This is a genomic window from Lacrimispora xylanolytica (genome assembly GCF_026723765.1).
Taxonomy (GTDB): domain Bacteria; phylum Bacillota; class Clostridia; order Lachnospirales; family Lachnospiraceae; genus Lacrimispora; species Lacrimispora xylanolytica.
This window is the reverse complement of record NZ_CP113524.1, coordinates 2,568,473-2,595,414: the sequence shown is the minus strand read 5'-3', so window position 1 is coordinate 2,595,414 and position 26,942 is coordinate 2,568,473. Positions and strand designations below refer to the sequence as shown.

18 protein-coding genes are annotated in these 26,942 nt (G+C 34.8%); 15 read left to right on the top strand and 3 right to left on the bottom strand.

Annotation, left to right across the window (positions count from 1 at the left end):
- The 4 genes from OW255_RS12215 (at position 1) to OW255_RS12200 (ending at position 7,665) form a co-directional block, all read left to right on the top strand.
- Positions 1-2,628, top strand: a complete 2,628-nt coding sequence (locus OW255_RS12215; RefSeq protein WP_268114243.1) for an amidohydrolase family protein — start codon at positions 1-3, stop codon at positions 2,626-2,628.
- Positions 2,629-2,903: 275 nt separating this feature from the next.
- Positions 2,904-3,581 carry a hypothetical protein gene (locus tag OW255_RS12210; protein WP_268114242.1) on the top strand — a complete coding sequence of 226 codons (678 nt, stop codon included), beginning with the start codon at positions 2,904-2,906 and terminating at the stop codon, positions 3,579-3,581.
- Positions 3,582-4,360: 779 nt separating this feature from the next.
- On the top strand, positions 4,361-5,383 hold the full coding sequence (locus OW255_RS12205; protein ID WP_268114241.1) for a DUF5677 domain-containing protein: 1,023 nt from the start codon (positions 4,361-4,363) through the stop codon (positions 5,381-5,383).
- Positions 5,384-6,384: 1,001 nt separating this feature from the next.
- The gene (locus OW255_RS12200) at positions 6,385-7,665 is read left to right on the top strand and encodes a hypothetical protein (RefSeq protein ID WP_268114240.1); all 1,281 of its coding nucleotides are present in this window, start codon (positions 6,385-6,387) and stop codon (positions 7,663-7,665) included.
- Positions 7,666-7,720: 55 nt separating this feature from the next.
- Here OW255_RS12200 and OW255_RS12195 read toward each other — a convergent pair whose 3' ends face one another.
- The gene (locus OW255_RS12195; RefSeq protein ID WP_268114239.1) at positions 7,721-8,770 is read right to left on the bottom strand and encodes an AraC family transcriptional regulator; all 1,050 of its coding nucleotides are present in this window, start codon (positions 8,768-8,770) and stop codon (positions 7,721-7,723) included.
- A gap of 143 nt (positions 8,771-8,913) precedes the next feature.
- On the opposite strand from OW255_RS12195, the gene OW255_RS12190 reads away from it, so the two are divergent.
- The 8 genes from OW255_RS12190 (at position 8,914) to OW255_RS12155 (ending at position 19,492) form a co-directional block, all read left to right on the top strand.
- Entirely contained in the window at positions 8,914-10,269 is a 1,356-nt protein-coding gene (locus OW255_RS12190) for a glycoside-pentoside-hexuronide (GPH):cation symporter (RefSeq protein ID WP_268114238.1), read from the top strand.
- A 15-nt stretch (positions 10,270-10,284) separates the two neighbouring features.
- A complete protein-coding gene (locus OW255_RS12185; protein ID WP_331485619.1) occupies positions 10,285-11,847 on the top strand; it encodes an alpha-L-rhamnosidase-related protein in 1,563 nt (520 codons plus the stop codon).
- A gap of 108 nt (positions 11,848-11,955) precedes the next feature.
- Complete coding sequence (locus OW255_RS12180) at positions 11,956-12,186, top strand: HPr family phosphocarrier protein (RefSeq protein ID WP_268114237.1); 231 nt, start codon at positions 11,956-11,958, stop codon at positions 12,184-12,186.
- Between the two features lie 333 nt (positions 12,187-12,519).
- Complete coding sequence (locus OW255_RS12175) at positions 12,520-14,856, top strand: B12-binding domain-containing radical SAM protein (protein WP_268114236.1); 2,337 nt, start codon at positions 12,520-12,522, stop codon at positions 14,854-14,856.
- Positions 14,857-15,313: 457 nt separating this feature from the next.
- Positions 15,314-16,087 carry a DUF2087 domain-containing protein gene (locus OW255_RS12170; protein ID WP_024835660.1) on the top strand — a complete coding sequence of 258 codons (774 nt, stop codon included), beginning with the start codon at positions 15,314-15,316 and terminating at the stop codon, positions 16,085-16,087.
- A gap of 4 nt (positions 16,088-16,091) precedes the next feature.
- Positions 16,092-17,330, top strand: coding sequence for an MFS transporter (locus OW255_RS12165; RefSeq protein ID WP_024835661.1), 1,239 nt, complete (start codon positions 16,092-16,094; stop codon positions 17,328-17,330).
- Positions 17,331-17,389: 59 nt separating this feature from the next.
- On the top strand, positions 17,390-18,106 hold the full coding sequence (locus OW255_RS12160; protein WP_024835662.1) for a LytR/AlgR family response regulator transcription factor: 717 nt from the start codon (positions 17,390-17,392) through the stop codon (positions 18,104-18,106).
- 468 nt (positions 18,107-18,574) lie between these two features.
- Positions 18,575-19,492, top strand: coding sequence for an EamA family transporter (locus OW255_RS12155; RefSeq protein ID WP_268114235.1), 918 nt, complete (start codon positions 18,575-18,577; stop codon positions 19,490-19,492).
- Positions 19,493-19,647: 155 nt separating this feature from the next.
- On the opposite strand, the gene OW255_RS12150 is transcribed toward OW255_RS12155, so the two are convergent.
- The gene (locus tag OW255_RS12150; RefSeq protein ID WP_268114234.1) at positions 19,648-20,226 is read right to left on the bottom strand and encodes a stage II sporulation protein M; all 579 of its coding nucleotides are present in this window, start codon (positions 20,224-20,226) and stop codon (positions 19,648-19,650) included.
- Positions 20,227-20,949: 723 nt separating this feature from the next.
- Between OW255_RS12150 and OW255_RS12145 the strand changes: the two genes are divergently transcribed.
- On the top strand, positions 20,950-22,131 hold the full coding sequence (locus tag OW255_RS12145) for an O-antigen ligase family protein (RefSeq protein WP_268114233.1): 1,182 nt from the start codon (positions 20,950-20,952) through the stop codon (positions 22,129-22,131).
- A 208-nt stretch (positions 22,132-22,339) separates the two neighbouring features.
- Here OW255_RS12145 and OW255_RS12140 read toward each other — a convergent pair whose 3' ends face one another.
- Entirely contained in the window at positions 22,340-23,359 is a 1,020-nt protein-coding gene (locus OW255_RS12140) for a LacI family DNA-binding transcriptional regulator (protein ID WP_268114232.1), read from the bottom strand.
- Between the two features lie 188 nt (positions 23,360-23,547).
- Here OW255_RS12140 and OW255_RS12135 point away from each other — a divergent pair, with 188 nt between their 5' ends.
- Together OW255_RS12135 and OW255_RS12130 are read left to right on the top strand one after the other, a co-directional pair.
- Positions 23,548-25,518 (top strand): alpha-amylase family glycosyl hydrolase, encoded by a 1,971-nt coding sequence (locus tag OW255_RS12135; RefSeq protein ID WP_268116605.1) that lies wholly within the window; start codon positions 23,548-23,550, stop codon positions 25,516-25,518.
- Positions 25,519-25,573: 55 nt separating this feature from the next.
- The gene (locus OW255_RS12130; RefSeq protein ID WP_268116604.1) at positions 25,574-26,803 is read left to right on the top strand and encodes an extracellular solute-binding protein; all 1,230 of its coding nucleotides are present in this window, start codon (positions 25,574-25,576) and stop codon (positions 26,801-26,803) included.
- Positions 26,804-26,942 lie beyond the last annotated feature (139 nt).

Below are 26,942 nucleotides of genomic sequence, written 5' to 3'. Positions count from 1 at the left end.
ATGGATACAGAAAGAATATGTTTAGAATTATTATTACGAAGAGTCAACTATACAGAAATTGAATTGATTAAGGGTCAAAAAGATATTTCTTATAATAGTATAAGCGAAAAACGATTTTTAGAAATTGCTAAAACTGTATTAAATCATTATTCCGGTGATGAAATTACACAGATATACCTATGGCTTCAATACCGACTAAAAGGAGAAAAAAGAAAAGAAGCTGTACATGGTATATTTACTTTTATTGTTGATATTGCCGAGTGTTTTTTGGAAATGAAAGAGTTTAAATTTTATTGTAGAGAGTATGCAGGGGAGAAAAAAGAAATACATAACTTACAGCTATTGCGCTGGAGAGAACTTTCAGTAAGCATGGGAAACGAGATTTTTATGGCTGCGCTTCTTGCCAAATCATCGATTGAAAAGAAAGAATTATCAGAATGGCTATGTACACCATTCCCCACATTTGATAGTACTTATAAAAAAAAGGTGGGAATGATTGACATGGCGGAGAATCATTTCCATTTAAAAGGCTCAATTCCAGTATTCACATTAAACTGGGTTTGTTTGATGAACCATATAGGAGATATTAATAAGACTTTTTTTCAGCATTTTGATAGGTTTTTAGATCCACAGTATCTCTATGAAGAAAAACAACAGAATCATTTATTGCTTATGGATAACTGCCTTCAAGCAGCATTTTATCGATTATACCTCTATAATATACTGCATCAGAATAAGATCTTTCTAAATTCGCCTATTTATAATACAATGGAGTTAGAAGAAGAGAATTTGAATGAACTACAAGACCAGATTAATGCTTGTCGTGCAGAGCATGAAAAGTTTATGAACTCATATGAAATAATAGAATGTCTTGATTATGCAATTGGTGACGAATGGAATAATGTTATCACAAAGGGAGATGAATGGGCTGAATACAAGAAAAAATGTGAACAAAGGCCAATTCTTAAGGAACAGATTGCTGTTATAGGTGAGCGTTATTTTCTATACTGTTGCTTTAAGGCTATATTTGATAATAAATTCGAGGATTTAGAAAAAAATATATTTTATCGTTATTTGGTTATTTGCTTGAGGATAAGAGCAGAGATGATACAGGTAAACGGGAAGAGAGGATTTTCAAATTTTGCAGAATATCAAGATCGCAAGGAGGATTTTATAGAGGATTATCCTTGCTACCAAGAACAAATTATGAACTTAGCTGTTAAGTCACTGAGTAGATTACAATCGATTTCTTCAATGGAACTTCGTATCACTCCAAAAGATTATATTGAAACACTAAAACGGATAGAATATTATGATGGAAGAATGGAAGACAGCCAGTTGGATTTCTTTTATGTTTTGCATTTTCCGAAAAGAAGAGATACTGACTTTGCTGATTTGAAACCGAGAAATTATGAACTTCGTGACTATTTAGATCAACAAATAAGAGAAGCTTATGCTCTGTTAAAAGTAGAACTGTCTAATTATCAATATCATGGTAAGATTCCGAGAGTACGAGGGTATGATACCTGTGCAGGTGAGATAGGCTGTCGGCCCGAGGTGTTTGGCCAGTTTTACAGACAACTTCAGCAATATAATAAGAAGAGTGGCTTAACTCAGGTACAGTTTACTTATCACGTTGGTGAAGACTTCTTAGATATTTTCAGTGGCTTGCGTGCAATTGATGAAACGCTTCGATTTTGCAATCTGCCAAAGCATAGTAGAATTGGGCATGGAATGGCATTAGGAATTGATGCGAAAAGTTACTATAGTTTGAAAAAGAACAGATCTGTATTAGAAAAATTGGAAATCTTAGATAACGTTACCTGGGTATTGGGATTTTGCTATGAACATAGTATTGTGATTGATAAGGATGTTAGGGATGAACTGAGAAACTGTTTTCTATTGTATTCGGAAGAAATATATATGCGGGAAAGAAAACAGCAACAGCCAGAAGAGGTACGGAAAGCTCAGTGCGAAGCAGCGCCAACGTATGAGGAGGAATCCTTGGAATTTCTTGTTTATTATAATGCATGGAAACTGCGAGGCGATAGACCTGAAGAATACCTAAAGGATGAATTTTATGTGGGAATAGATGCTATGAATGAATGTTGTTATCTGGAAGGAGAGGAAATGACAAACATTCGTATGGAAGAGGCATGCCGTAATTATTATCGAGATTATCATTTTAATCAAGAGGTGAGAGATAAGGGGTCAGAGATCGAGATTTGGAAAGTGAATGAACTTTATTATCCACTTATAACCAAAATCCAAGAAGAACTGCGACTTATACTCACTATAAAAGAAATTGCGGTGGAATGTAACCCTTCTTCTAATCAATTAATTGGGCCCTTTCAGAAATATGAAGAACATCCGATATTGCGTATGTATGGGAAAAATCTTTCAATGCACCCGTCTTCACGGCTGAATGTTTCAATTAATACAGATGATCAGGGTATTTTTCATACATCTCTAGAGATGGAATATGCTGTTATGTATACAGCCCTTATAAAAAGTAGAGATGAACAAGGCTTGCTACGATATTCAAAAGAGGCCATACAGCAGTGGATAAAAGATATTAGTGATTTTGGAAGACAACAAGTGTTCCACTTTTCAAAGAATCCTGATTGAGAGAATACCTTCATACTAAGCAGGGAAATGATAATTGATTTATTTTGATATTTTAAAGAATTATCTTAAAAACTGCATTTTCTTCTTTGTCAATATAATGCTTGTTAAAAAAGAGTTTTAAAGGAATTTTTTTCGGAGAGGAATTATTATTTAGAAAATGCAATTTAAGGATAAGTAAAAAAATGTGGATTCTATTCTTATAAGAATTGTAAGATTAAAAGATGCAGTAGATACTAATAATACTTAAGGCAAAAAATTAATCAATGGAGGAATCAATGATAGAAAATTTACTCAATACTTATATAACAAAATTAGATGAAAAAGATCATTTTGTTAAAAATATAACACAAGCTAATTTATTGAATAAAATCACATTGATATTTATTTTTTCGGGTCTCTCATTGTTACCTCTTTATGTTCATTTCAAGTACCAAAGTATTTTTTTGATTGGACTATTTTTGTACGTTTTTATAGTATACGTTTTAATGAGTCTTGTGGAGCATTCTAATAGAAAGAATTGGAATATTAATTTGGATAAGTATATTGATTCATTAGACGTTCTTAAAAATATTTTAAAATTAGAAAAATATGACTTATATGAAAAATACAAAATAAAACAACTTATTCGGAGATATAATCAATCCATAGAAAAAATAGAAAGGGAAAGTGAACGCAGGGGTGAGAGAAATATCAAATTTTTAAATACATATATTTTACCAGTAGTTGGATTTTCAGTAGGAAGGATTACTTCTGGAATTGCTGCTCAAGATATAATAATAATGGCATTATATATTTTGTCTTTTATTAGTTTATTTATGTTTTTATTTTTACAGGCAAGAGAATTGATGGAAATAATTGATGGAAATAGATTAGAAAAGAAAAAAAATATAGTTATAAGATTACAAGATTTATTAGATCGTGACTTCGAAATACTTGAAGATGACTTGATATAAAGTATTCGCCATCTTTAAAAGTTAATTGAACCAGTGTTAAATAGGTACCAATTTTTTTAGTACTATGAGTGTGATGTAATTTTGAGGAAATTGAAGAACACATGCATAGTATAATCGCCTTTTTGCTAGGCAATTATGTTGGACAAAAATAATATGAAATAAAATTTTAGTAGAAATTATATAGAGCCCAATGTGCTATCAGAGATAGCGTACTAAATATCAATTATTCCTTATTCGTAAATAACGTTGTTTGCTATATGAAAATAACCATTCTGCTATAATAGAGTTATTCAAGCTACTTTATAACGGTTTTATATAGGTATGATAGGTAGTAAATAGATATAAAAAGCAAGATTTATTATGTTATAATTAGTGTAGCTATTTATAATAAACATATCTTAGCGCTAGGGTGTATTGGGCTATACTTTCATTTGAATTACAACAACAAGGAATGTGAAAATGGTTGTCGAATTAAATTGAAAAAGTATCATGAGTTGCCCCTAATTGTGTATGAATCGGTCTTATAAAACAAGGGCAGTAATAATAATATGTGCCTTGTTTTTAATTGTGAAATTTTCATCTTTGTTGTACAAGGGTAATCAAGAATATATATTTATGAAGCATAAAATACTAGAATAATTAACCGTATTTTACATAATATAAAACTTTACATTAATTTGATCAAGTCGGTGATGTAGTTATAAATGAGCCATTATTGAAAGATTAGATATCAGTATATAGAATTGATAATTCCAAAATAAAATTGAGGTGAAATAGTATTGAAAAATATTGAAGAGAAAGAACGTTTAAAAAAAATAGAGTATCTCTACACAAGAGTATATAAAATAATTAATAGATTAATACTATATTCGAAACGATTTTGTGAAAACCTAGCCACCCCGGATGGTCTGATTGAATATTTGAATTGTTTGGATAGAGGGCGGGGAAGTCGTGCATCAAAGTATACATACATATATGAATTTGATTATTTTGTAATGACTAAAAGTACAAAAACCTTAAAGGCAATTAGGAAACTGTTAAATAATAATAATTTACCTATGAATGAAGATGTTCTTATTTTGGTAAGGAGTCTTTTGGAAAATTATATAATGAGTCAATATATCCGTACATCAATCCGCTCAAAAGATGTTGAAAAAATGGAGAAAGCAATTGTAGATTTCATTATGAACCCATATGAAATGGCGATGGGGCATGCTAAAAAAGGCAAGCTAAAAGGTAAGTATGTAATTATAAATGATAAAGATGAATTTTTGGGGCAATTAGTATCAGGCCCTTCCAAATATGTTGGCGAAAGCGAACAGACATACTTTAGGCCATTGTATGATTTTTTATGTAAGTACAGTCATTGTAGCTTTGATATTATGTATTGTTATTTCGAGAGTGAAAACATGAGTTTTTCTACTGAAAAAGTGAATGGGCCTTTTTGGGCATTAATATGTACTTTATTTGTTTTTACAAAATTATATGAAAATATAGTACTGGCAAAGGGGGAGGACATTGAAAATATAAAGGGTCATTTTGATGTATTTTATGATTCTTTGGAATTACAATTAGAGATGTTAAAAGAGCATATTGAAATTTTTAAAGAAGGGTATAGAGATATTGATAGAGAATTTCTTTCTTTAATTATTGAAAAAGGCGCGAAAGATAATTTTGCTCATGAAAGAATTGCCTTAGCAAAGGCTATGGAAGAAGATATTAAGTATGGAACAACAAGCGATATTTCTAAATGTTATGACGAGAAAAAATGTAAGTTCATTAGAAATTATAAACATAAATAATAGTTTACAAGAGCAATTGTTTTGCAAATTGATTGATAAAAGTGGAAATAAGAAATCGTAGAGTTAATAAGAATCGAAGTGGAATATGTTAGAAATCGTATCCTTCTTAAAATATTAAGAAATATAATGTTTTTACTTATATTAAATCTGTTATATTGATTACGATATTTTTTTGTATGATAGAAAGCAATTGTAAATGTAACAACAATAGTTTTGATTTGAAAGGTGAGTGTTTCATTTAAGTTATTGGATGTAATCTTTATGAGAGAGTTGTTACACTAGATTTTCTTCAAGGACTCTCTAAACAGATGTATTCGGTTAGTCCTTGTATTAACAAGCAACATCAAGATTTTATTGGCTGCTTTTTTGCTGGGGCATGAGGGAGAAAAAAGTAGTATCGGAAACGATGGAATTTGGATGATATAGCTTTTACAAAGTTGTTAATGGAAGTAAGCAATTTATTTGAACGAAATCTATTGGATACATATGACCGATTTTTATGCTTGGCAGATGCCCAACGTGTTTATAAAAATTATTTTGCAGATGGCTCATTCTTGATTCTAGAAGTTTCTCTGGCAGAATAATATCTTCCGATTATACAAAATCACTTGAAGCATCTGGGAAATGAGGTTCCACGGGGGCAGTGTATTGACTCTGATATTTTGGGTTTTGATATTATCTCATTTTTACATTTATATGTAATTCCTTACAGTGCAATGTTCAGGGTGATGAAACAATTTGTTTTAATACCCATGAATACATTGAAAACTCTTATACAATTGTGGAACAATATGCAGCATCGATTACTTATTTAGGGAGGTCGGTGGATTGGCTAGCATATGAAGTTTTACTTTATGAGTGTTAAGATAAGGCGTGAGGAAACAAATCAAGGATATAAGTTTTAAAAACGATATTATGTGTATAACATTAATTAGGAAGCGATTTGTTTCTATTGCTGCGATATTCAGGGGACGGAACGAAAACAGCAGAAAGGTTAATATATGTTTTGGAAGAAATTATTTAAGCAAAATGATATCCAGATTGATATTTTAAAAGAATGGCAAGCTCATGATAACTTCTATGCAGATGGAGTACTGGTTAGAGTACAAAACGGTAAAGGAATATTGAGAGAGGTATATTCCAGCTATGAAGGAAACCAGATATGGAGCCTTGCCATGCAAGACAGACCGCTAATTCAGTTTCAAGGCGATGAATATTTTTGTCCCACCTGTGAAAAAATCGTCCGCAGCGGATATGGGATGGATCAAAGCTTTCATCTTGAGATGCCAGATATCAATAAGAGTAAGCAGGAGGTTTTACTTATTGATGCAGTGAGAAATCTGTTTCCACTGTTGGGTTTATTAAAAAGTGGTTATTATGCGATTTTAGATACTTGCCTGCACCCAACTGATGGCAATGGCCACTTGTTCTGGGAATCCCCCTATCAAGGCGTGTCTAAAGGTGCTTGTATGTATTATTATGGTGATGGAGAATGGGGGAATCTACGTCCTTACTTTACGATTGCTTCGGAGCCGATTCACAAATGCAATAAGGAACGGATTAACTATTATCGGGAAAATCCTGGCTGTCGGGGGATTGCATACTATATGGAGGGTTATCTGACCACCTTGCTAGATGGTCATCATAAAGCATTAGCTGCTGCTATTGACGGTAAGGACGTAAATGCTCTTGTTATTATGCAAGGAACTTTGTGGTACAGATCGTTACATAATGGACAGAACGAGAATTTTACCATTGGATGTCGGATGGGTGATATGAATTTTACCAGTGTTGATTTGCAAATGACAAAACGTGAGAAGCAGGAATTATCAGCTAAGTTTAATGGTGGATGCAGAGAAATAACGGAAGCCAATCAATTGCAACAGGAATTGATGCTTGTACATTCAGATGAGTCATTTCCAGTGGATATTAAAGGGCTGGCTGATGCCTATCCGATGGTGGAAGAGCAGGCGGAGATTGACCGGGTCGGGGAGATTAATGACCAACGAATAGATGATATTAAAAATGGAATCATTTTTTGTGATGAATCAGATATTTGCCATTTGATGTCGGCTTTGTCAGGATTAAAGTTGCCAAGAGGAATTGAAATGGGGCGATTTTTTATGAGCCATAACCATAACGGTTACGTTTACGAGCATATTTTGCGATGCATTATGCGGTATCCACGAACCGAAGAGCTAGAGCAATATTTTATTGATGAAATGGTGCGGCTGGAGGATTACCATTCAAATATTAAACGATTGGTATTAGAGTATCTATAGAAATGATGTGAGACTAAGGAAACTCCTTAATTACCATAAACAAAACCACCTTGCACTAATTTGTATGGTTCCTACGATATTCACTCGGAGTCATATGATAAGTTTCTTTGAAAATACGATTAAAATGCTCGGGATTTAAATAACCGATAATTTCACAAATAGAAGAAATACTTAAATTCGTTGTTTTAAGGGCACGGCATGCTTTTTCCAACCGTATATTCCGGATAAGCTGTATAAAGGTCTTACCTGTATTATCTTTGACGAGTTTGCTGAAATGAGGAACAGAAAATCCAAAATGCGCAGCAGCAGAGGTAAGGGTGATATCCATAAAGTTCGCCTGGAAGTAATTTAAGATATCAAGTAGTGCCAGATTTTGGTGAGTTGTGTTAAGTAAACTTTCCAGGTGGTTTTCATGATGCCGCAGAAGTAATACCCAAAAGGTTAAGAGGTAACTGTCAAGCAGAGAATTCGAATATTTTTTATGACCGTAATATTCGATATAAATATCTTCAATAAGAGAACGGATAACAATATCTGACTGGGTGTGGAACAGTAGATAATTGTTTTCCGTTTTTTCATATAAAGTATGGGAGAAAAAATTAGATAAAACGTTATTATTCGTAAACAATTCAAAAAAAGTCGCATGGAAGGTACTGGACTTAATCATGACATTGATTATGACACTGTCATCAAATACGGCAATGCTATGTCTCGTATTAGGGGGAATAATACACAAATCTCCGGTCTGGCAGATTTGCTCTTTACCCTGAATTGTATTGATACAAGAGCCAGTATAGACATAAAAAAATTCATAGAACTCATGTTGGTGAAGATATTCTGGTGAATAACGATTGTGCTTTGCAATGTAAATGTTTTGAAATTGAGTTTTAAAGAATTCATTTTCGGATATATAAGGAAACCATGTTTCGTGAAGGCAGGGGACATAGAGTTGATGCTGTTCAATAAAATTCCGATCCAAGGAATCAACATATTGAGAGAATGTTTCCGGATGTAAGTGTTCTTCTTCGTAAAGGCGGCGATAAAAAAGTTCATCCTGTGTATAAGAAAGCATGAAATTTTTAAATTTGTCTTTGATTATTTTCATAGAAACACCTCTCTATTCTTATCAATTATCTTAAGTATAACATCTTAAAAAATATCAAGTCAATATCATAAAATATTCAATAGAAAAAATAACTGCGTAATGATATCATGGCCATACCAAATAAAGGGGAGGGTTTTGATGAGATGAATACGATAGAAAAAGATATGAAAAAAAGTCTATGGCGCCAGCGAATCGGATATGGTTCTTCCGACTTTGCATGCAATTTGATTTGGCAGGTTATTTCCTTATACCTGTTGTATTTTTACACCGATGTCATGCATCTCAAAGCCGCAGCGGTAAGCGTGATGTTTTTGGTAACGAAAGTTTTTGATGGTTTTATTGATTTGGCTGTGGGTTTCATGATTGACAGGACAAACACGAAGTGGGGGAAATCAAGGCCTTGGATCTTCGCAGGTGCCATTCCTTTTGCAGTTACAGCAGTTCTGGCATTCAGCGTACCGGATATATCTCAGAAAGGAATGCTGATTTATGCTTATGTAACCTTTATTTTGTTGTCTGTGGCGTACACAATGGTAAATATCCCCATGGCATCTATCTTACCGGCATTAACAGCAGATCCCAGAGAAAGAACTAACCTGGCAACCAGCCGTATCTTTTTTTCCTGTATAGGCTCAACTGTGGTGTCCGCATTTACCCTTAAATTGGTGGATCGATTGGGAGGGGGAAATGAAGCCGTGGGTTTTCGGATTGTAATGCTGATATTCGGTGTCGTAGGCTGTCTGGTATTCTTTTTCTGCTTTTTTAATACAAAAGAAAGAATACGGATCAGTGAGGAGAAAGTAAGTATAAAAGCAATCTTAAGCTGTTTGATACATAATAAACCGTGGCTGCTCTTTGCAGCAAACATTATCTGGTTTTTTGGCGGATTTGTGATTCAGGCGGGAGCAATCATATTCTACTTTACCTATAATCTGGATAATAAAGAGCTTTCCAGTGTTGCTGCTACCATTACAACCCTGATACCAGTGGTGACAAATCTTTGTGTTCCATTTTTATCCCGTTTGACTACAAAAAGAAATTTAATGATCGTAGGATCTGTATTACATGGTGCTGGATTGGTGGTGGTTTTTATTGGAGGCAGTTTCATTCCGGTCGTGCTTTTGGGAGTGGTGGTTGCAGCTCTTGGCTATGGTCTAAAAGGAAGTATGCATTTTGCAATTCAGCCAGATCCTGTCGACTATGGGGAATGGAAATCCGGGATTAATATCTCAGGAACATTATCTGCGGTGAACGGCTTTATCGGTAAGGTAGGAATGGCAGTTGCAAGCTCCGTTGCAGCCGCAATGCTGGCTGCAAGTGGCTATGTTGCCAACGCCCCGGTACAGTCTGCTTCTGCGTTAAATGCAATCAGTGCAATGTATATCTGGATTCCAATTGCAGCAAATGTATTAACAATTGTAACATTTTTATTCTATGACTTAGATAAGAAGCTGCCAGATATTAACAGAGAGCTGGAAGCAAGAAGAAAAGAAAATTAGGAAGAGAGGGATATTGTGGCAGCAGTTAGTGTTGATTTAAATATGAAGAGAATTACGAATGATGTATTTGTGGAAAAGGCAATAAAGCTGGAACCAAAGCTGATAGAGAAACAAGTGAAACCAATAAATATTGTGTCCATCAATAAATCTGGGAAAGTGGAGCCAAGAGCAGAAATTGGTGAATTAGAGCTTTTTACTTTAAAGAAAGGGGAATCCATTGTTCTGGATTTTGGTGACCATCAAGTAGGCTATGTCAGCTTAAAATTGAAATCCATAGGGAGTCCTCAGGATGCGCCGGCTTATTTAAGGCTGAAATTTGGTGAGGTTCCAAAAGAAATAACGGAAAATTCAGAGGAATATAATGGGTGGATCAGCCGTAGTTGGATTCAAGAAGAATACATTCATTTGGATGTGCTGCCAACCTGGCTGCATTTGCCAAGGCGATATGCATTCCGGTTTTTGGAAATTTATGCGGTTGATACTTCTTTAAAATTTCAGGTTGTAGTGGAAGAAGTGGTTTGCAGAGCAGTTTCGGCTGTAGATATGGAAGAGGTAGAGCCGATTTCTGCTTCTGATCCAGTTCTGCAACGTATGGACAAAGTCAGTCTAAGGACCCTTCTAAATTGTATGCAATCAGTGTTTGAAGATGGACCGAAGCGTGACCGTAGACTTTGGCTGGGGGATTTAAGGCTTCAGGCTTTGGCAAATTATGCAACGTTTAAAGATTATGAATTGGTAAAGCGGTGCATGTATTTATTTGCCGGACTTATCAGAGACGACGGAGCCATAGGAGCTTGTCTTTTTACAGAACCAGAGTATCTGGTGGATGATACGTTTATGTTTGATTACTCGCTGTTTTTCATTTCTACTTTAAAAGACTATTATGAAGCTACATATGATATAAAGACTGTAGAAGAGCTTTGGCCGTCAGCATATCGTCAGATTGAATTGTCCAGAATGTGTTTCAATGAAAGAAACGTGGTTCAGGAGGGTGATAGTAACTGGTGTTTTGTTGACTGGAAAGAGGGGCTGAATAAGCAGGCCAGTGCGCAGGCAATCTACATATATGCGTTGAATGACGGTATTGTTCTGGCTGAGGCTTTAGACAAGGTTCAACTTGCAGATGAATTAAAGGAAGAAAGAAAACGGTTTGTGAGCGCAGCCCTTAATTATTTTTGGGATGACAAACAAGGGGTATTTATCAGCGGAGAGAAACGTCAGATTTCTTATGTAAGCCAGGTATGGATGGTCTTGGCTGGTGTAAAAGCAGGAGAGGAAGCCAGAATGCTGATGGATCGTATTGTGGAACTGAAACCAGAGATGGGGATGGTGACTCCATATATGAATCATCATTTTGTAGAAGCATTAATTCTCTGCGGAGAAAAGGAAAAAGCTATAGACTATATGAAATATTATTGGGGAGGTATGCTTTTTCAGGGAGCGGATACTTTCTGGGAATTGTATAATCCGGATAACCCTCAAGAATCTCCCTATGGCTCTTCGGCAGTAAACAGCTACTGCCATGCATGGAGTTGTACCCCCGCTTATCTGCTTCGAAAATTATCAGATGAGGTGTGAGATACATGGAATATCTTGTAATTGATTCGGGGGAACCTTTATTAAATATGCGATAATGAATGAAGATGCGGATATTCTTGAAAAAGGTAATGAAATGGAGAGAGAAAATTGATAAAAAGAGTAGTAAAGATACCGAGTATTAGTGCAGTTCAGGAATTTAACCGCATTTGCAGCCACTTTAATTGTGATATGGATTTATCACAAGGAAAATATACTGTTGATGCAAAGTCTATCATGGGAATATTCAGCCTGAATTTGGAAGAAACACTTGTATTAGTCGCCAATACGGAGGATGAAGAGTTAGTGGATGAGAAATTCTCCAAATATATAATAGATTGAGAACTCAACAGCAGTGACCAATATGAACAGACGCGAAAGTCCGCTAGAGACAATTGCGTCTGTTTTATTACCCCAATGCCCAAGAATTTAAATTATGGCAAATGTATATATCATTTTTTCCATAAATAAAAAAAGGTTCATTTTTCTGATAAAATCTTATGAAAATATCTGTATAAATAATAAATAGAATTATATCAATGTAGCTGATAATGCTGTCCATAATTTCAGAAAACTTCACTTCATGTACTTTTACATACTTATTCTTTGATTTCTATATTAATAAGGGAAAGGAGAGTATGATTACCATTTTAAATACAATCATACAAAGTTAAAATGAAAAAACTGCTTATTTTTCCTCCTGGCTGGACGCCTGTAGGGCCTTACTTAGCATTACCTATCTTAAAATCATACCTAAAAGAGCGAGAAGATATAGATGTAAGCATTGTCGATTTAAATATTGAATTTTATGATGAAATGTTATCTGCAGAACGAGTAAATAAATCATTGGATATAATCACACGTGAAAAGTCATTAAAAGGCAGAGATCAATTAACCTTTGATTTAGTTAAGGAGTCCGCACTAAAAATTGAGCTTGCAAAATCAATTATCAGAGGAAAAGAATATTATGATTTGCAAAAGCGGGATTATGCTGAAAATATAATAAAAAACAGCTTGTTTTTAATTAGCAAGTCCATAGACGGCTGTACCATTGACTTAAATAAAATAGATTTGAAGTATGGTTATAAGCAAACCAATGATATTATGCAAGTAATTGATAACAGTGATATCAATCCTTTTATTGAGTTTTATAAAAAAGGGATCATTGAGAGAATTAACAAAGAAAAAATTGAATTCATAGGAATTTCAATTAGTGGGTCGTATCAACTCATTTCGGCGTTAACGTTATGTTTGCTGATTAAAAAAAGCTGTAATAGCGTCAAGCATATATCACTTGGAGGTAATTACATAACCAGGTTGGCAATACATAATTTTACGAATCGTCATCCATTTTATAAATATTTTGATTCTATTATGCTATACGATGGAGAGGCAGTTCTTCCACAATTAATAAATGCGGTTGAGAACGGTGATACCTTAGAGGGTATCAATAATTTATATTATATCCGTGAGAAAAATGAAATCTGTAAGAATAATATAGTGGCAACGTCTATTGTCAATGATACAGTGCCTGATTTTGACGGGTTTCAATTGGATAAATATTTAATGCCGGAATTAGTGCTGCCAATATATACTAGCAGACAATGTTTTAACAAATGTGCTTTTTGTACAATTCCAAGTGCAACCAGTGGGAGATATCGTACCATACCAGTGGTGAAGGTCCTACAAAATATGAAAGAGCTTAATTCCAAATATCATTCACGTATTTTTTCTTTTGTCGATGAAACGTTTGAAGCAAGTAGAATGGTTGAACTGGCAGAAATGATAAATGAAGAGCAGTTGGATTTCTATTGGCATGGTGAGACACGATTTAGTCCAACATTGACAGAAGAAAATTGTAATGCGATATATAAAAGCGGTTGTAGACAAATTCAATTTGGACTGGAATCATACAATCAACGCGTGCTCGATAAGATGAAGAAGAATGTAAAAATCCAATGGATTGATATGAATATACGTAATTGTTTAAAGAGCGGTATACCGGTACATCTATTCTTTATGGTTGGCTTTCCTACGGAAACAGAAGCGGAAGCTTTGAATTCAATCAACTATACTACTATGATTTTGAATGAATCAAAAAATAAGTATAAAGTTCCCTATTCATCAAGGGGCTTTCAAGAGTTTGGTTTAGATATAGGCTCTGATGTATGGTATTATCCTGAAAAATATAGCATTAATAAAATATACCGTGATGGCCGGGGGGATTTATCTACCAATGTTTCCTTTGATATTATGGAAGGTCTATCAACAGAAGAGAGCATAAAATTAGTAAGCAAACATCAATTCGAGCATCAATCTGATAAATTATTTACCCAGTATATGCTTTTACCTGAAAGATTGCATGTATCAGAAGTAAAATGGATACTGGATTCTGTAAACAAGACCGAATATCATAGTGTAAAGACGAAATTAATGTATGATATACGTAATGAAAGTAAAGATTTGTATATTAATTTAGATGAGCATGTTAGTTTTCAAGAAGCCAATCATTATGATTTGGCGTTAGACAAGAGGTTTGTGTTATACAATAGTATGAATCACCAAATTTTTTATCTGGATGATAAATATCAAACTATACTAGAACAATTGAGTGAGGGAATATCCGTACAGGAGCTATTAACTGGTTCACAGGGGGAACTGTTGGATGAAATTAATAAAATGATATATTTCAATTTCCTTAATATCAGCAATAAGAGTCATAAAGATCAGTACTTGATAGATTATGAAAGTACTGATTGTATATTAAATGATCAATTTGTTGTTAAAGAAGCTAATGACGCTGGTGGCATTTATCTATTAAATCTAATTACATACGATATGTGTAAAATCAACAAACTCTCCTTTTTATTATTGGATTATTTCAAGAAGAGACATTCGCTGGAATGCTTAAAGGCAGAGTTAAAGAAAAATGATTTTGGTTTTAAAGGCAAAGATCTGAGAAATCTATTTTCAATCATGCTTGATTCAAAGATCTTAATACCTTTAGAATAAATTAAGAGAGTGGAGGTGAATTTATGGACAAGCAGTTACTTGAAAAACTAAAAGAGCTTGAAGAAAAAGAAATAATTGCCGAGAGTTTAGAAAATCAGGATTATGTAATGAAGTATGCAACTTGATGTTTTGAGCATTTCTTTAAGGTACAAAAATTTTAACAATGGTTTTTAAAAAAGAGTTGTTGCAAAAGTGGATCAATCATCTACGTTAGCAACAACTCCTTTTTATATAGACACAATAAAATACGAATTACAGCTTATGCTTTATTACTAAATGTAGTTTTGAGTTTATAATATGCAAACAAATGATATATTTGTTTGCATATATATAGACATAAATGGATAAAAGGTATATAATCACATATGAGTTCATAAATGTAATAGGTAGTATAGTAGTATTTATAAGTGCAGAAAAAAGTAGAAATGAAAAATTGCTAAAAAGGGGCCAGGATAAGATGAGAGACCACGATGAAAGAAAGTCGTTATGGCAAGTGACACAAGATGAGTTAACAAACGGCTTTTACGAAAATGATAATTTTGTATATTGTCTGATATGCAATGAAACCTTTACGAAAGGAGAGATATTTCAGCATAATAATCATTTCTATGATGCGTATAAAATGATGAAAATTCATAATGAGGAAAAGCATGGCTCCATGTTAGATTATTTACTGAATATGAATCCGAATTTTTTAGGGATTTCATCTACACAGCAATCTATACTAAAATTAATGGCAGAGGGGAAATCTGATAAAGAAATTAGCGAAGTAAAGGGTATTTCCTGCTCTACTGTGAGAAATCACCGGTATAAGCTACATGAGTATGAGAAACAAGCTAAATTATTTTTGGCTGCTATGGATCTATTCAAAAAAAAGGAGGACTTTATGAAATCGGAAGAACCATCATCTCAATTTTATGATGCCCATAAAACCGCTACAATGATTGATGATCGTTACAATGTCACTGTTGAGGAAAAGAAAAAAATGATCGCAAGATATATAGATCAAAATGGCTGCATCAAACAGTTTCCTGCTAAAGAAAAGGGAAAAATCGTAATACTAAGGGAAATTGCAAGTAACTTTTCACCAGGTATCCATTATAGTGAAATTGAAGTAAATAATGTGTTAAAAAAGATTTACAGCGATTTTCCATATATTCGGCGGTTATTAATTGAATATGGTTTTTTAGAAAGAACGGATTCTTGCTCTGAATATTGGATCAAGGAGTAAGCGTATGGGGGGAGATAGGAACTATAAAAAGAATATTATTTTGTTAATTATGGGAAGAGTGACTTCTAAGTTCGGAGTGGCTTTTTACCTTATCGTTTTACCATTATTTATTTTAAAAAGCTCGGGAAGTTTAGCTTGGTCAGGTGTTTTTTTTACATTGTCTACAGTACCGGCAATAATTGTGACACCATTATTAGGATTATTCGTGGATAGGTTTAATAGGAAAAATATTATTATTTTGTGTGATCTGTTTACAGGATTCTTATATTTTGTATTATTTGTCACCTACAATTTTAATGATTATTTGGGGGTTTTATTAACCGTTACTATAATAATAAACATTGTCTCTAATATTTTTGAGATAGCATCTAAAGTATTTTTTTCAGAAATTGTTTCTTTGGAAACCATAGAAAGATATAATGGTATAAAAAGTTTTGGTGATAATGCTGCATCACTTATTGCTCCTGTATTAGGAACACTTACTTTTGGGTTATGGGGATTTAAAATAATTTTATTAATTATGGTGATTTTATATGTTACGTCTGCCATATTAGAATATTTTATACAATACACGTCGTGTAAATCTGATGTTTCTGTAAAATCCAATTGGATTAAAGAGCTCACAGAAGGAATTCAATTTGTTCGGGATCATAAGGATATTTTATATCTGTTTATTTTAGTTATGTCTTTGAATTTTTTTGTTGGTGGTAGTGAAGAAATAATGAATCCAGGAATTTTAATTCAAAAATATAAAATATCTGATGTATTATTTGGATTTACGTCTACAACAGCAATTTTAGGAACGATAATTGCGGGGTTCATCATCTTTAAAAACCGTAAAATTAAATTACAAAACTATATGTATCATTTTATTTTGATTAATAGTGGATTGATGATTATTACTGGTGGATTATCTATCATATTGTATCCTTTAAAAACTTTATATTTTTTTCTATTTCTAATAATACAGTTATTAATTGGCTTCTTTACTACATGTGTAAATGTGCCATTAAATTCTTATTTTCAAATTCATACTCCACTGCAGTTTCAAGGCCGGTTTTTTGCTTTATTAACATTTAGCTCTAGCCTGTTTGTTCCGTTAGGAATTCTTTATTCCGGTTTTATTTCCAGTATAATAGGACCGGATGTCACTTATATCGTGAATAATATGTTTATTGTACTTATTATTATAATCATATTGAAAAGAGGTAAAAGTAGGCTCATAGATAATACTTTTAATTAATTATACAAATAACCTTATTTAATTAAGAAATAAACTTATGAAGCATGGGGGGAATTGACTTGCTACATATTGCAATATGTGATGATGATCCTGTAACTTGTACTCAACTGGAAGAAGTCATAATAGTATTTCAAAATAGTATGAGAAGAGAATTTGAGGTGGATGTTTTTTATTCAGGTGAAGAATTATATAAGTATATTATAAAAGAAAATTTTTATCATCTGATATTTCTTGGAATTGAATTCGAGACTATTAATGGCATAGAAATTGGACGTAAGATAAGAGAAGAAAGAAATGATAATATAACACAAATTGTATATGTCTCGGTAAAAGAAAGTTATGCTATCAAATTATTTGATATTCGTCCATTGAACTTTCTAGTAAAGCCTTTAAAAAAAGAGAAAATAAAGAAGGTTTTAAAAACAGCCATTATGTTGATTGATCATGAAAATCAATATTTTGAGTTTAAAATAAACCGAACTCATAAAAGAATACCTTTTAAGGACATTATTTATTTGGAGAGTAATCGAAAAAAAGTTAAAATAGTAGAAAAGGATGGAGAATATGAATTTTATGGAAAGCTTGAAGAAGCAATGCAGCAGCTTCCGGGTGAAAATTTTCTCCAAATCCATAAATCTTACATTGTAAATTATTCGTATATAGTCTCTTATCAATATAATTACATAGAAATGGTTAATAAAAGAATATTACCTATAAGCCAGCATAACAGAAAAGTTGTTGGAAATTGGCTGATTGAGCAAAAACAAGAAGAGTAAAAGATTACTCATGGAAAAGATATTACTCTAATCATGTTCCCCGTGCAGATAATTAGTTGCATGGGGATCTTTAATGTTACTTATGTTACGCCGCAAATCGTTACGTTGGTATCGTAATTGTTAAGTATGCTTGTATATGTTCTGTACTCTCGAAATCATGAACAACCTGTACATACTCATCTCCAATCAGAATATTTTTTATAAATACACCAGGGAGTGTATGAAGGAAGGGCAGTAGATAACCAGTATAGATCTTTATTATATCTTTCTTTTATTTCCATGATAAGATATAATCAAATTCATTAGCGACTTAAAAAGATAACAGTTAATAATAAGTTTTTTAGTATCTTAAGTAAAGAAGCTTCGTGCCTATAATAATTGTAGGGATTGGAAGTCAGTATAATAAGGAGGCTAAAATCGTCTTTTACCAGATGAAACATTTTTTTAGGAGGGATAAGGATATAATTTATGAAAACATGGGATAAATTACTTGCCATATTTGTTGTGCTATTATGGGGGATTAACTTTACAGTAATTAAATTAGGAGTCAATGAAATGTCGCCATTTTTATTGGTGGCATTAAGATATACGGTTGCTGCTCTGCCTGCAATACTATTTGTAAAGCGGCCAGATACCAGTTGGAAATATATCGTCATATATGGAATGACCGTTGGTGTAGGACAGTTTTCATGCCTTTTTTATGCAGCAAATATAGGGATGCCCGCTGGTGTTGCATCAGTGGTCTTGCAGTCACAGGCATTTTTTACGATTCTATTTGCTGGCATTTTGTTTAAAGAAAAAATCAGAAAAGGCCAAATGGTGGGACTTATCATTGCTGGAATCGGACTTTATTTTATAAGCGGCAGCATTGGAGGCAATGGCGGAACGGCTATACCGGGAGCGGCATTCTTTCTAACGATATTAGCCGCTCTTTTTTGGGGAATTTCCAATCTTGTAGTTAGATATGCGTCAAAAGAAGCAGAGGCACATGGAAAGAAATTAAATATGTTTAGCATGGTTGTATGGTCAAGTCTGATTCCACCAATCCCTATGATGACAGCTGCAATCATCATCAATAAGCCTTTACAGGTATGGAATCAGCTGACCGATATCAATGGAACAGCCATCTTTTCTATCGTATATCTGGCATTGTGCGCAACTCTGATTGGGTATGGTATATGGAGCACATTACTGGCAAAATACTCCGCAGGAGAAGTGGCTCCTTTATCGCTCTTGGTTCCGGTAGCGGGTCTTATTACAGCACAGATCGTATTGAAGGAGAAACTGACAGCATTACAATGGGGCGGAGGGCTTATTATTATATCTGGCCTCCTGATATCCAATTTTTCTCATTTACTATTAAAAAGGTTGCAAAAGAGATTTTGAAAATCAAAGATATTAGATATATTTCAGATTAATATTGTTATATTAAGGTGCTCCTGTCCATTACACATTATAAAAAAACAACTCTGGATAAAAGGTTAGAGCTGTTTTAATAATAGTATCATGCAGAGTTTACTTGAAATCAAGAAGGATGTTATTCAAGTAATCATTGGTGTAATAAATGCTTCTATAAAAGCTGCCACGACAAGTAAGGGAAATGCTACAAAACAATAAACAGTAACTATTTTCTTAAAAGCATAAACAACTCCAAATTTAGAATTGGACTTTTTAAACAAATGACTTCGAATTGCTTTATTAAATTCAAATAGCACGGCCAATACAATAAAAAAAGAAAACAATTCAATGGTAGCATGTGGAAAAACACCTAAAAACACTTTGAAAAAACTCATCTTATCTTGTAATTGGGGTGTGAATGGAAGATAAAGAACCACCCCTGTAGCAATTGCTGTTAATGCAACTGGTAAGTAGTAGACAAACGGAATAGGAATAAGAGATAAAATAAGCATTTGAAATGGGACTTTAATCCCATTATTGACTACATATTGAAAAAACTTTCCCATTTGTGTCTTATTCGTTTCTGAAGTTTTGCTATCTGCCCAATTAATAAATTCCAAAATATCGGGTTTCATAAATAAGGATATTCCAAAACTGATTAAAATGATTCCTATTGTTACCAATGCAAATCTACGTATTAATGTATTATAGTCTTTTAACAATATGCTAACCTCCATATAAAAAGATTACTTCACTTAAACAAATATTCATTACTAAAAGAGTGGAAAAAATGAAAAAACAGTTTCGTCAATTATAGATTCAACCATTATATAAATCAAATTATCAAGTAAATTGTACGATTAAGCTTATAATAAGTCCAATCTTATCATCTATGATATAAAATAAAGCTTATATAAAATGAGTTTTTATATTAATTAAATCTTAAATTGTAGTTAAGTCAATTAAATGTTATACTTTATTTAATATTAAGGGAAGAGAATGGAGGCTTTGATTTGGACTCAAAGAGTAATAATATAAAAGTACATAAGGACACCTTTGCAGAAGCTTGTTCATCCATCATCAATGGAGTAATAAGCTTTTTTATTGTTTTATTAGTCTTAGTGTTTCCTCTCATATATCATAATTCTTATATAGATATTTTGGTGTTCAAATATCAATTTTATTGGGGCAGCGTTGTGGCTATGTTATCACTTTGCCTTATTCTTTGTCTAATAATGCTGGTAATCGACTACAAGAAGTATAAAGGGGAGCATACAAAGATATTTTTTACCAGGCTGCGCCCAAAAAACTGGAGAAAAACATTTCGTGCAGCTGATTGTTGGGCTATCATTTTTGGGATCATTCTCGTTATTTCAACTTTTCAGTCCGATTATTTTTATGAGTCATTCTGGGGGAACGAAGGACGATATTCAGGATTATTTTTAATGACACTCTATGTTGCATCCTATCTGATGATTAGCCGGTTTTGGAAGGCAAAGGAATGGGTACTGGATGTTTTTCTGGTCAGTGGTATGATTGTATGTTTTGTTGGAATCACAGATTATTTTAGGATGGATGTCCTTAATCTTCATAAATACATTGCTCATGAAGAATGGGATATATTTACCTCCACCATAGGAAATATTAATATGTACACCGGTTATGTTGCACTGATTTTAGGTGCTTCAGCGGCGTGGTTTGCCATTGCTAAGAGTAGGATAAGAGTCATCTGGTGTTATCTCTGTATGGTAATTAGCTTTTTTGCAATTATCCTGGGACGCAGCGACAATGCATATTTGGCATTGGCCGCTTTGTTTGGATTTCTGCCCTTTCTATTATTCAGAAGTAAAACCGGGATGAAGCGATATTTGCTGATGCTTGCTACATTTGGTACCGTGGTGCTATGCATTATCCAAATGAACCAGGCCTACAAGGATACGGTGATTGGGCTTGATAGTTTGTTTCAGACATTGGCTGAGTTTAATGGCTTCCTATACGTGGTAGCAGGGCTGTGGGCAATATACGCTGCAGTTTATATCCTGATTAAAAAAAGCCGGAATAAGAATGATGAAGTTGGACCGGTGGTCATGTATGGCTGGGCTGGACTGCTGATACTTTCCGTATTGGTTCTTGGATTTTTGCTTTTTGATGCAAATGTGGCTGGAAATGCAGCAAGGTATGGCTCTTTGGGGAATTATCTCGTATTTGATGATAGCTGGGGAACTGGTCGGGGGTATATTTGGAGAAAGTCAATGGAGTTATATAAGGAATTTACTCCAATGCATAAATTATTTGGGCATGGACCGGATACCTTTGGAATACTGACTGTAACAAAAATCGGTGAAGAAATGCCACAACGCTTTGAAAATGCCCATAATGAGTATTTGCAGTACTTCATGACCATTGGGCTGACTGGTTTGATTGCTTACGTTGTTTTTCTTGGCTCAGCAATTTACTGTATGTGTAAAAATGTGAAGACAAAGCCATATATCATAGGCTGTTGTTTTGCTGTGATATGTTATATGACTCAAGCGGTAGTAAATATAAGTGTAGTGATTGTAACTCCCATGATGTGGTTGTTGCTTAGCGTTGGAATGGCAAGCGGTAAGAAAAGGTGTGACGAATAACAACAGGATATAAAGCATACCCACAGTGAGTCTTAATAATAGCGAGAGATATGTCAGTTTCAAACTGGCACATAATAAATGCATCTTGAGAAGCCTTTAAAAGCTGATTCAAGATGCATTTTTATGTCGTAAGACGCTTGATTTCTCTAAATAATAACTCAACATAAGCAAACTTTGTCAATTGGTTTTAAATGAGGCTTCATCCCACTTATTTTTGTTTTCTGGTTGATGATCGGACAATCAGATTCGGAAGAGTAACAAAGGATTGAACCTGAAGTCCCGGATTTTTTATCTTCCTCAATAAGATAGAAGCCGCCTGTTTCCCCATTTCATGGACATCTATATCAATCACAGTAAGAGGAGGATCAATGAGCTGTGAGAGAGGATAATCGTCAAAGGTAATGAGACCCATATCCTTTGGGATGGCTAATTGATGTTTTTCTATTGCCCCAACGGCCCCCATTGCAATCTGATTATTTTCACATATAACGGCATCGGGGAGAGTGGGTTGACTTAGGAGTTCCTCCATCATTAAAAATCCGCTTTCTTTTGTATAGGTACCGTATTTTATAAAATCATCTTGTATGGTGAGCCCATTAATATTCATATACGATACAAAACCTTGCAGGCGGTGCCTTGATATTTCATCGCTTTTAGGTCCTCCGATAAAAGCGATTTGAGAATAACCGCATTTCTCCAAATATTCCATTGCCATTTGACCAGAAACACGATTGTTGGTATCGATCCAGGAAGAGGGACTGGCAAATGGGGGTCTCCCGATAATAATGTGTGGAAAGTTGTTTTTAGATAAAAAGTCAATCAATGCCCTTGATGTAGCAGAGCCATGGACCAAAATACCATCAGCCGTGTTACAACCCACTACTTTATTAGCTGAATCAAAAGCATCTTGTTTGTCAGATACGCCCAAGAAAGACAGATTATAGTTTTTGTCCCGGATTACATTTTGGGCACCGCATAGAATTTCAAACATGTGAGGGTTATGAAAGGCAGTATGCATTTCCGTAACAGCAAGAAAGATAATGTTTCCGGTACGTTTGCATTTGAAATTACTGGCTTGTGCATTGGGATGATAATTGAGACGTTTCATTACTTCCATGACACGCTGAGTCGTACTCTCTGAAATATAAGGCTTGTTGTTCAGTATTTTAGATACCGTAGCCGTGGATACTCCGGCTTCCCTGGCAACATCTTTTATTGTTACAGCCATTGGACACCCCTTTCTTAAACTCCATTAGAATAGTATATCGTTTACCTAAAAAAATCAAGCAATATGTATAAAAAAACTTTGTAATTAGGAGTGGTATTGTTATAATTTGCTTATAAATACCGGTATTTTATAAAATAGGAAACAACATATCAAGAATGGAGAAGGAAGGGGAAATAGTAGTGAAAAAGATGTTAAAACGTATTGTAAGCTTTGTACTTTGTTTTATTATGACAATGCCACTGTTGCCTTCAATGGAGGTAAATGCAGCCGAAAGTCTTCGGGGAGAGTCCATTTATCAGATCATGGTTGATCGTTTTTATGATGGGGATAAAACGAATAATGCAACTGGAGAAGCTTTTCGATATGCAGAGAACTCAGAAGAAGATTATCGTTATATGCACGGCGGTGATTGGCAGGGAATCATAGATAAGATCTCTTACATTAAGGAAATGGGATATACCGCAATCTGGATTTCACCGGTGTCTGACCCACAGCTATGGGGAATACCGGATTCCAGTGGAAAACAGTGGCCATCTGCCTATCATGGCTATAATGTATTTGATCCCAATCGAGCCAATCGCTATTTCGGTTCAAGAGATCCTCAGACCAGCAAGGATAAGCTAAAGGAAATGGTAGATGTTTGCCATGAAAATGGAATTAAGGTCATTTTTGATGTAGTTCCCAATCATGTGGGAGATTATCTGCAGGGAATCGGAAGCAATGCGCATTATACTAGCGGTACAGGATTAAAAGAGGGTACTCAGCTGCAGCCTGCAGCGCCGTTTAATAATGTCTCATGGTATCACAACAAAGGAGATATCGATTTTAACATAGAGCATCCTCATACAGTAGCAAGCACCCAGATGCTTGAAGATCATGACCTGGGTGGTCTGGATGATATTGACTTTGATCATAAGGATGCCAAGGGTGCTATGTTCGACTCTATAAAGAACTGGTTTACCTATACGGGGGCAGATGCGGCCAGGGTGGATGCGGCAAAATGTATGAAGCCATCTGATATTCATGAATTACAGGAATATTTGGGAGTTGCAACCTTTGGCGAGAACTTTGATATGCATGTGGAATTTATTAAGGATTGGGTCGGAGATAACGCTGAAACAGGTATGCTTGATTTTCCCTTGTTTCAGGCTATTGTAAATGATTTTGCATATGGAAAGAATTTTAACAACACATCGGAAATCTCACTTCAATCCATTTTGGCGCAGGATTATCTCTATGGTACTCATCTGAATGATATGGTTACATTTATTGACAACCACGACAGAAATCGTTTTCTGACAGAAGCTGGGGGCGATGTTGATAAACTCCATAATGCGTTAACGTTTATATTTACAGCAAGGGGAACCCCGGTGGTATTCCAGGGAACAGAGCAAAACAGAGGAAATGCCAATGGTCAGGGGATCAATGGGATTGCAGATACCTGGAATCGTTGGTCCATGGTAACAAAGGATCAAAACGGCAATGTAATTAAAGATTATTTTAACACCTCCACCAATACCTATAAGCTTATCCGGACCTTAAACGATCTTCGGGAAAAATATGAAGCTTTAAGCTTTGGAACACAACGTGAGATGTGGACTTCCATGCATACCTATGCGTTTTCAAGAAGAATGGACAGCGGAAAAAATGCGGGACAGGAATTAATTTGTGCGTTTCATAATTCCAAAGGTACCGATACTGAAACCATGTCAATACGTGCCGAAAGTTCCATAAAGGCAGGGACTACGTTAGTAAATGTAATGAATCCCAATGATAAAATAACCGTATCCAAAGATAAGAAGGTAACAATAACTCTTACCGGAGACACTTCCAAAATATATGTGGTTGATGAAAATGCAGGTGATACCATTCCAGTTACCATAAACATTCGCAATGCGTCTACGGACTGGGGACAGAATGTTTATATTTTAGGGAACTGCGCGGAACTCGGTAACTGGGATCCAAACAAAGCAGCAGGGCCTGCAGCCTGTCCCAATTATCCGGAGTGGAATTTAACCGTATATATTCCGGCAGGCCAGAAAATTGAGTTTAAAGCGATCAAGAAGAATGCGGCAGGAAGTGTCATTTGGCAAAGTGGAGATAATCACAGCTATACGGTGCCTGCATTGGGGGCCGGGACAGTAACCATAGACTGGTAAGTCTTTTATAACATAGTTTCTAAATTTTGAATGGAGGGCATGAGAAGTGAAGAAGATGGCATTGGTTTTGTGTATTGCAATGACTGCTGCAATGGTTACCGGATGTAGTAAAAATACGGACAGCGTTGCAGCAAAGCAGGGGAATAAGGAAGCACTCAATACCATTCGTATTTGGCATGATGGAGACAAGGCAATGATACAGTTGATGGAAGATCATCTAAATGAGGCTTTAAGTGATGATGGAATCACTGTAAAATTCGAGCAAAAGAGCGGGTTAACAGATCAGATTAAACTTTATGGAAGCGATGAGGTGAATGGACCGGATCTTTATATGTATGCCCATGATTCTCTAGGAATGTTCGTGGAAATGGGAGCTTTGGCACCAATCACGGATGTGATTGACAAAGCCGTATATGCGGATATGCTTCCCATGACGCTGAAAGCAGGAATTTATAAGGATGCTCAATACCTGATGCCTGTCTACTTTGAAACACTGCTTTTTATTTATAATAAGGATTTGTGGGAGGGAGAAGTGCCCTCCACCACAGAAGAACTTTATTCCTACATGAAAAACCATACAGATGCCACTGCTGGAACTTATGCTTTAGTGAACCAACATTCAACTGCTTATAATGTAGCTCCCTTTATAAACGGATTTGGCGGATTTATTATCAATGAGCAGGCGAAGTCAGGACTAAATGACAAAAAGACCATGGAGGCAATCGAATATAATAAAAAGTTTGCCAAATTAGAAGCGGACGGGGACTATAATACGGTAAATGCCTTATTTAAAGACGGAAAAGCCGCAGCAATTATTGGCGGACCATGGCTGATATCAGGTGTGAGAGAAGCTAATATCAATTATGGAATAAAATCCTTATGTGATTTCAAGCTGCCAAACGGTCATGCACTTGTGCCATATTCGGGTGTGCAGGGAATTGGTGTTATGAAGCATGCAGCGGAAACGAAAAAAGAAGCAGTGGAAAAGGTGCTGAAAGAAATTGCTGATCCCCAGCTTGGAATTGATCTGGCAGAAAACTCCAGATGCGCTCCTGCGAATCAAAAATCCTATGAAAATCCAACGGTGTCAAAGGATGAAATGATAGCTGCCATGAGAAAGACTGCTGATATTGCACAGCCGATGCCAAACATTCCCCAAATGAGCGTAATGTGGGGACCGACAGAATCACTTCTTGCGGCAGTCAATAAATCGGGCAAAGATTTAAACAACGTAGCGGATGAATATCAAAAACAGGCAGAGATTGCAATCGCAGATATGCAATAAAAGTGTATGACCGGTTAACTTGTTTTAAATCGTTAACCGGTCATACAGAAGAAAACTTGTCTTACGATTATGTAGAGACATCTTACCTGTCCTTTTTATAGGATAGCTTGCTGCAGGTTGGGGATATAGGAGTAGGCAA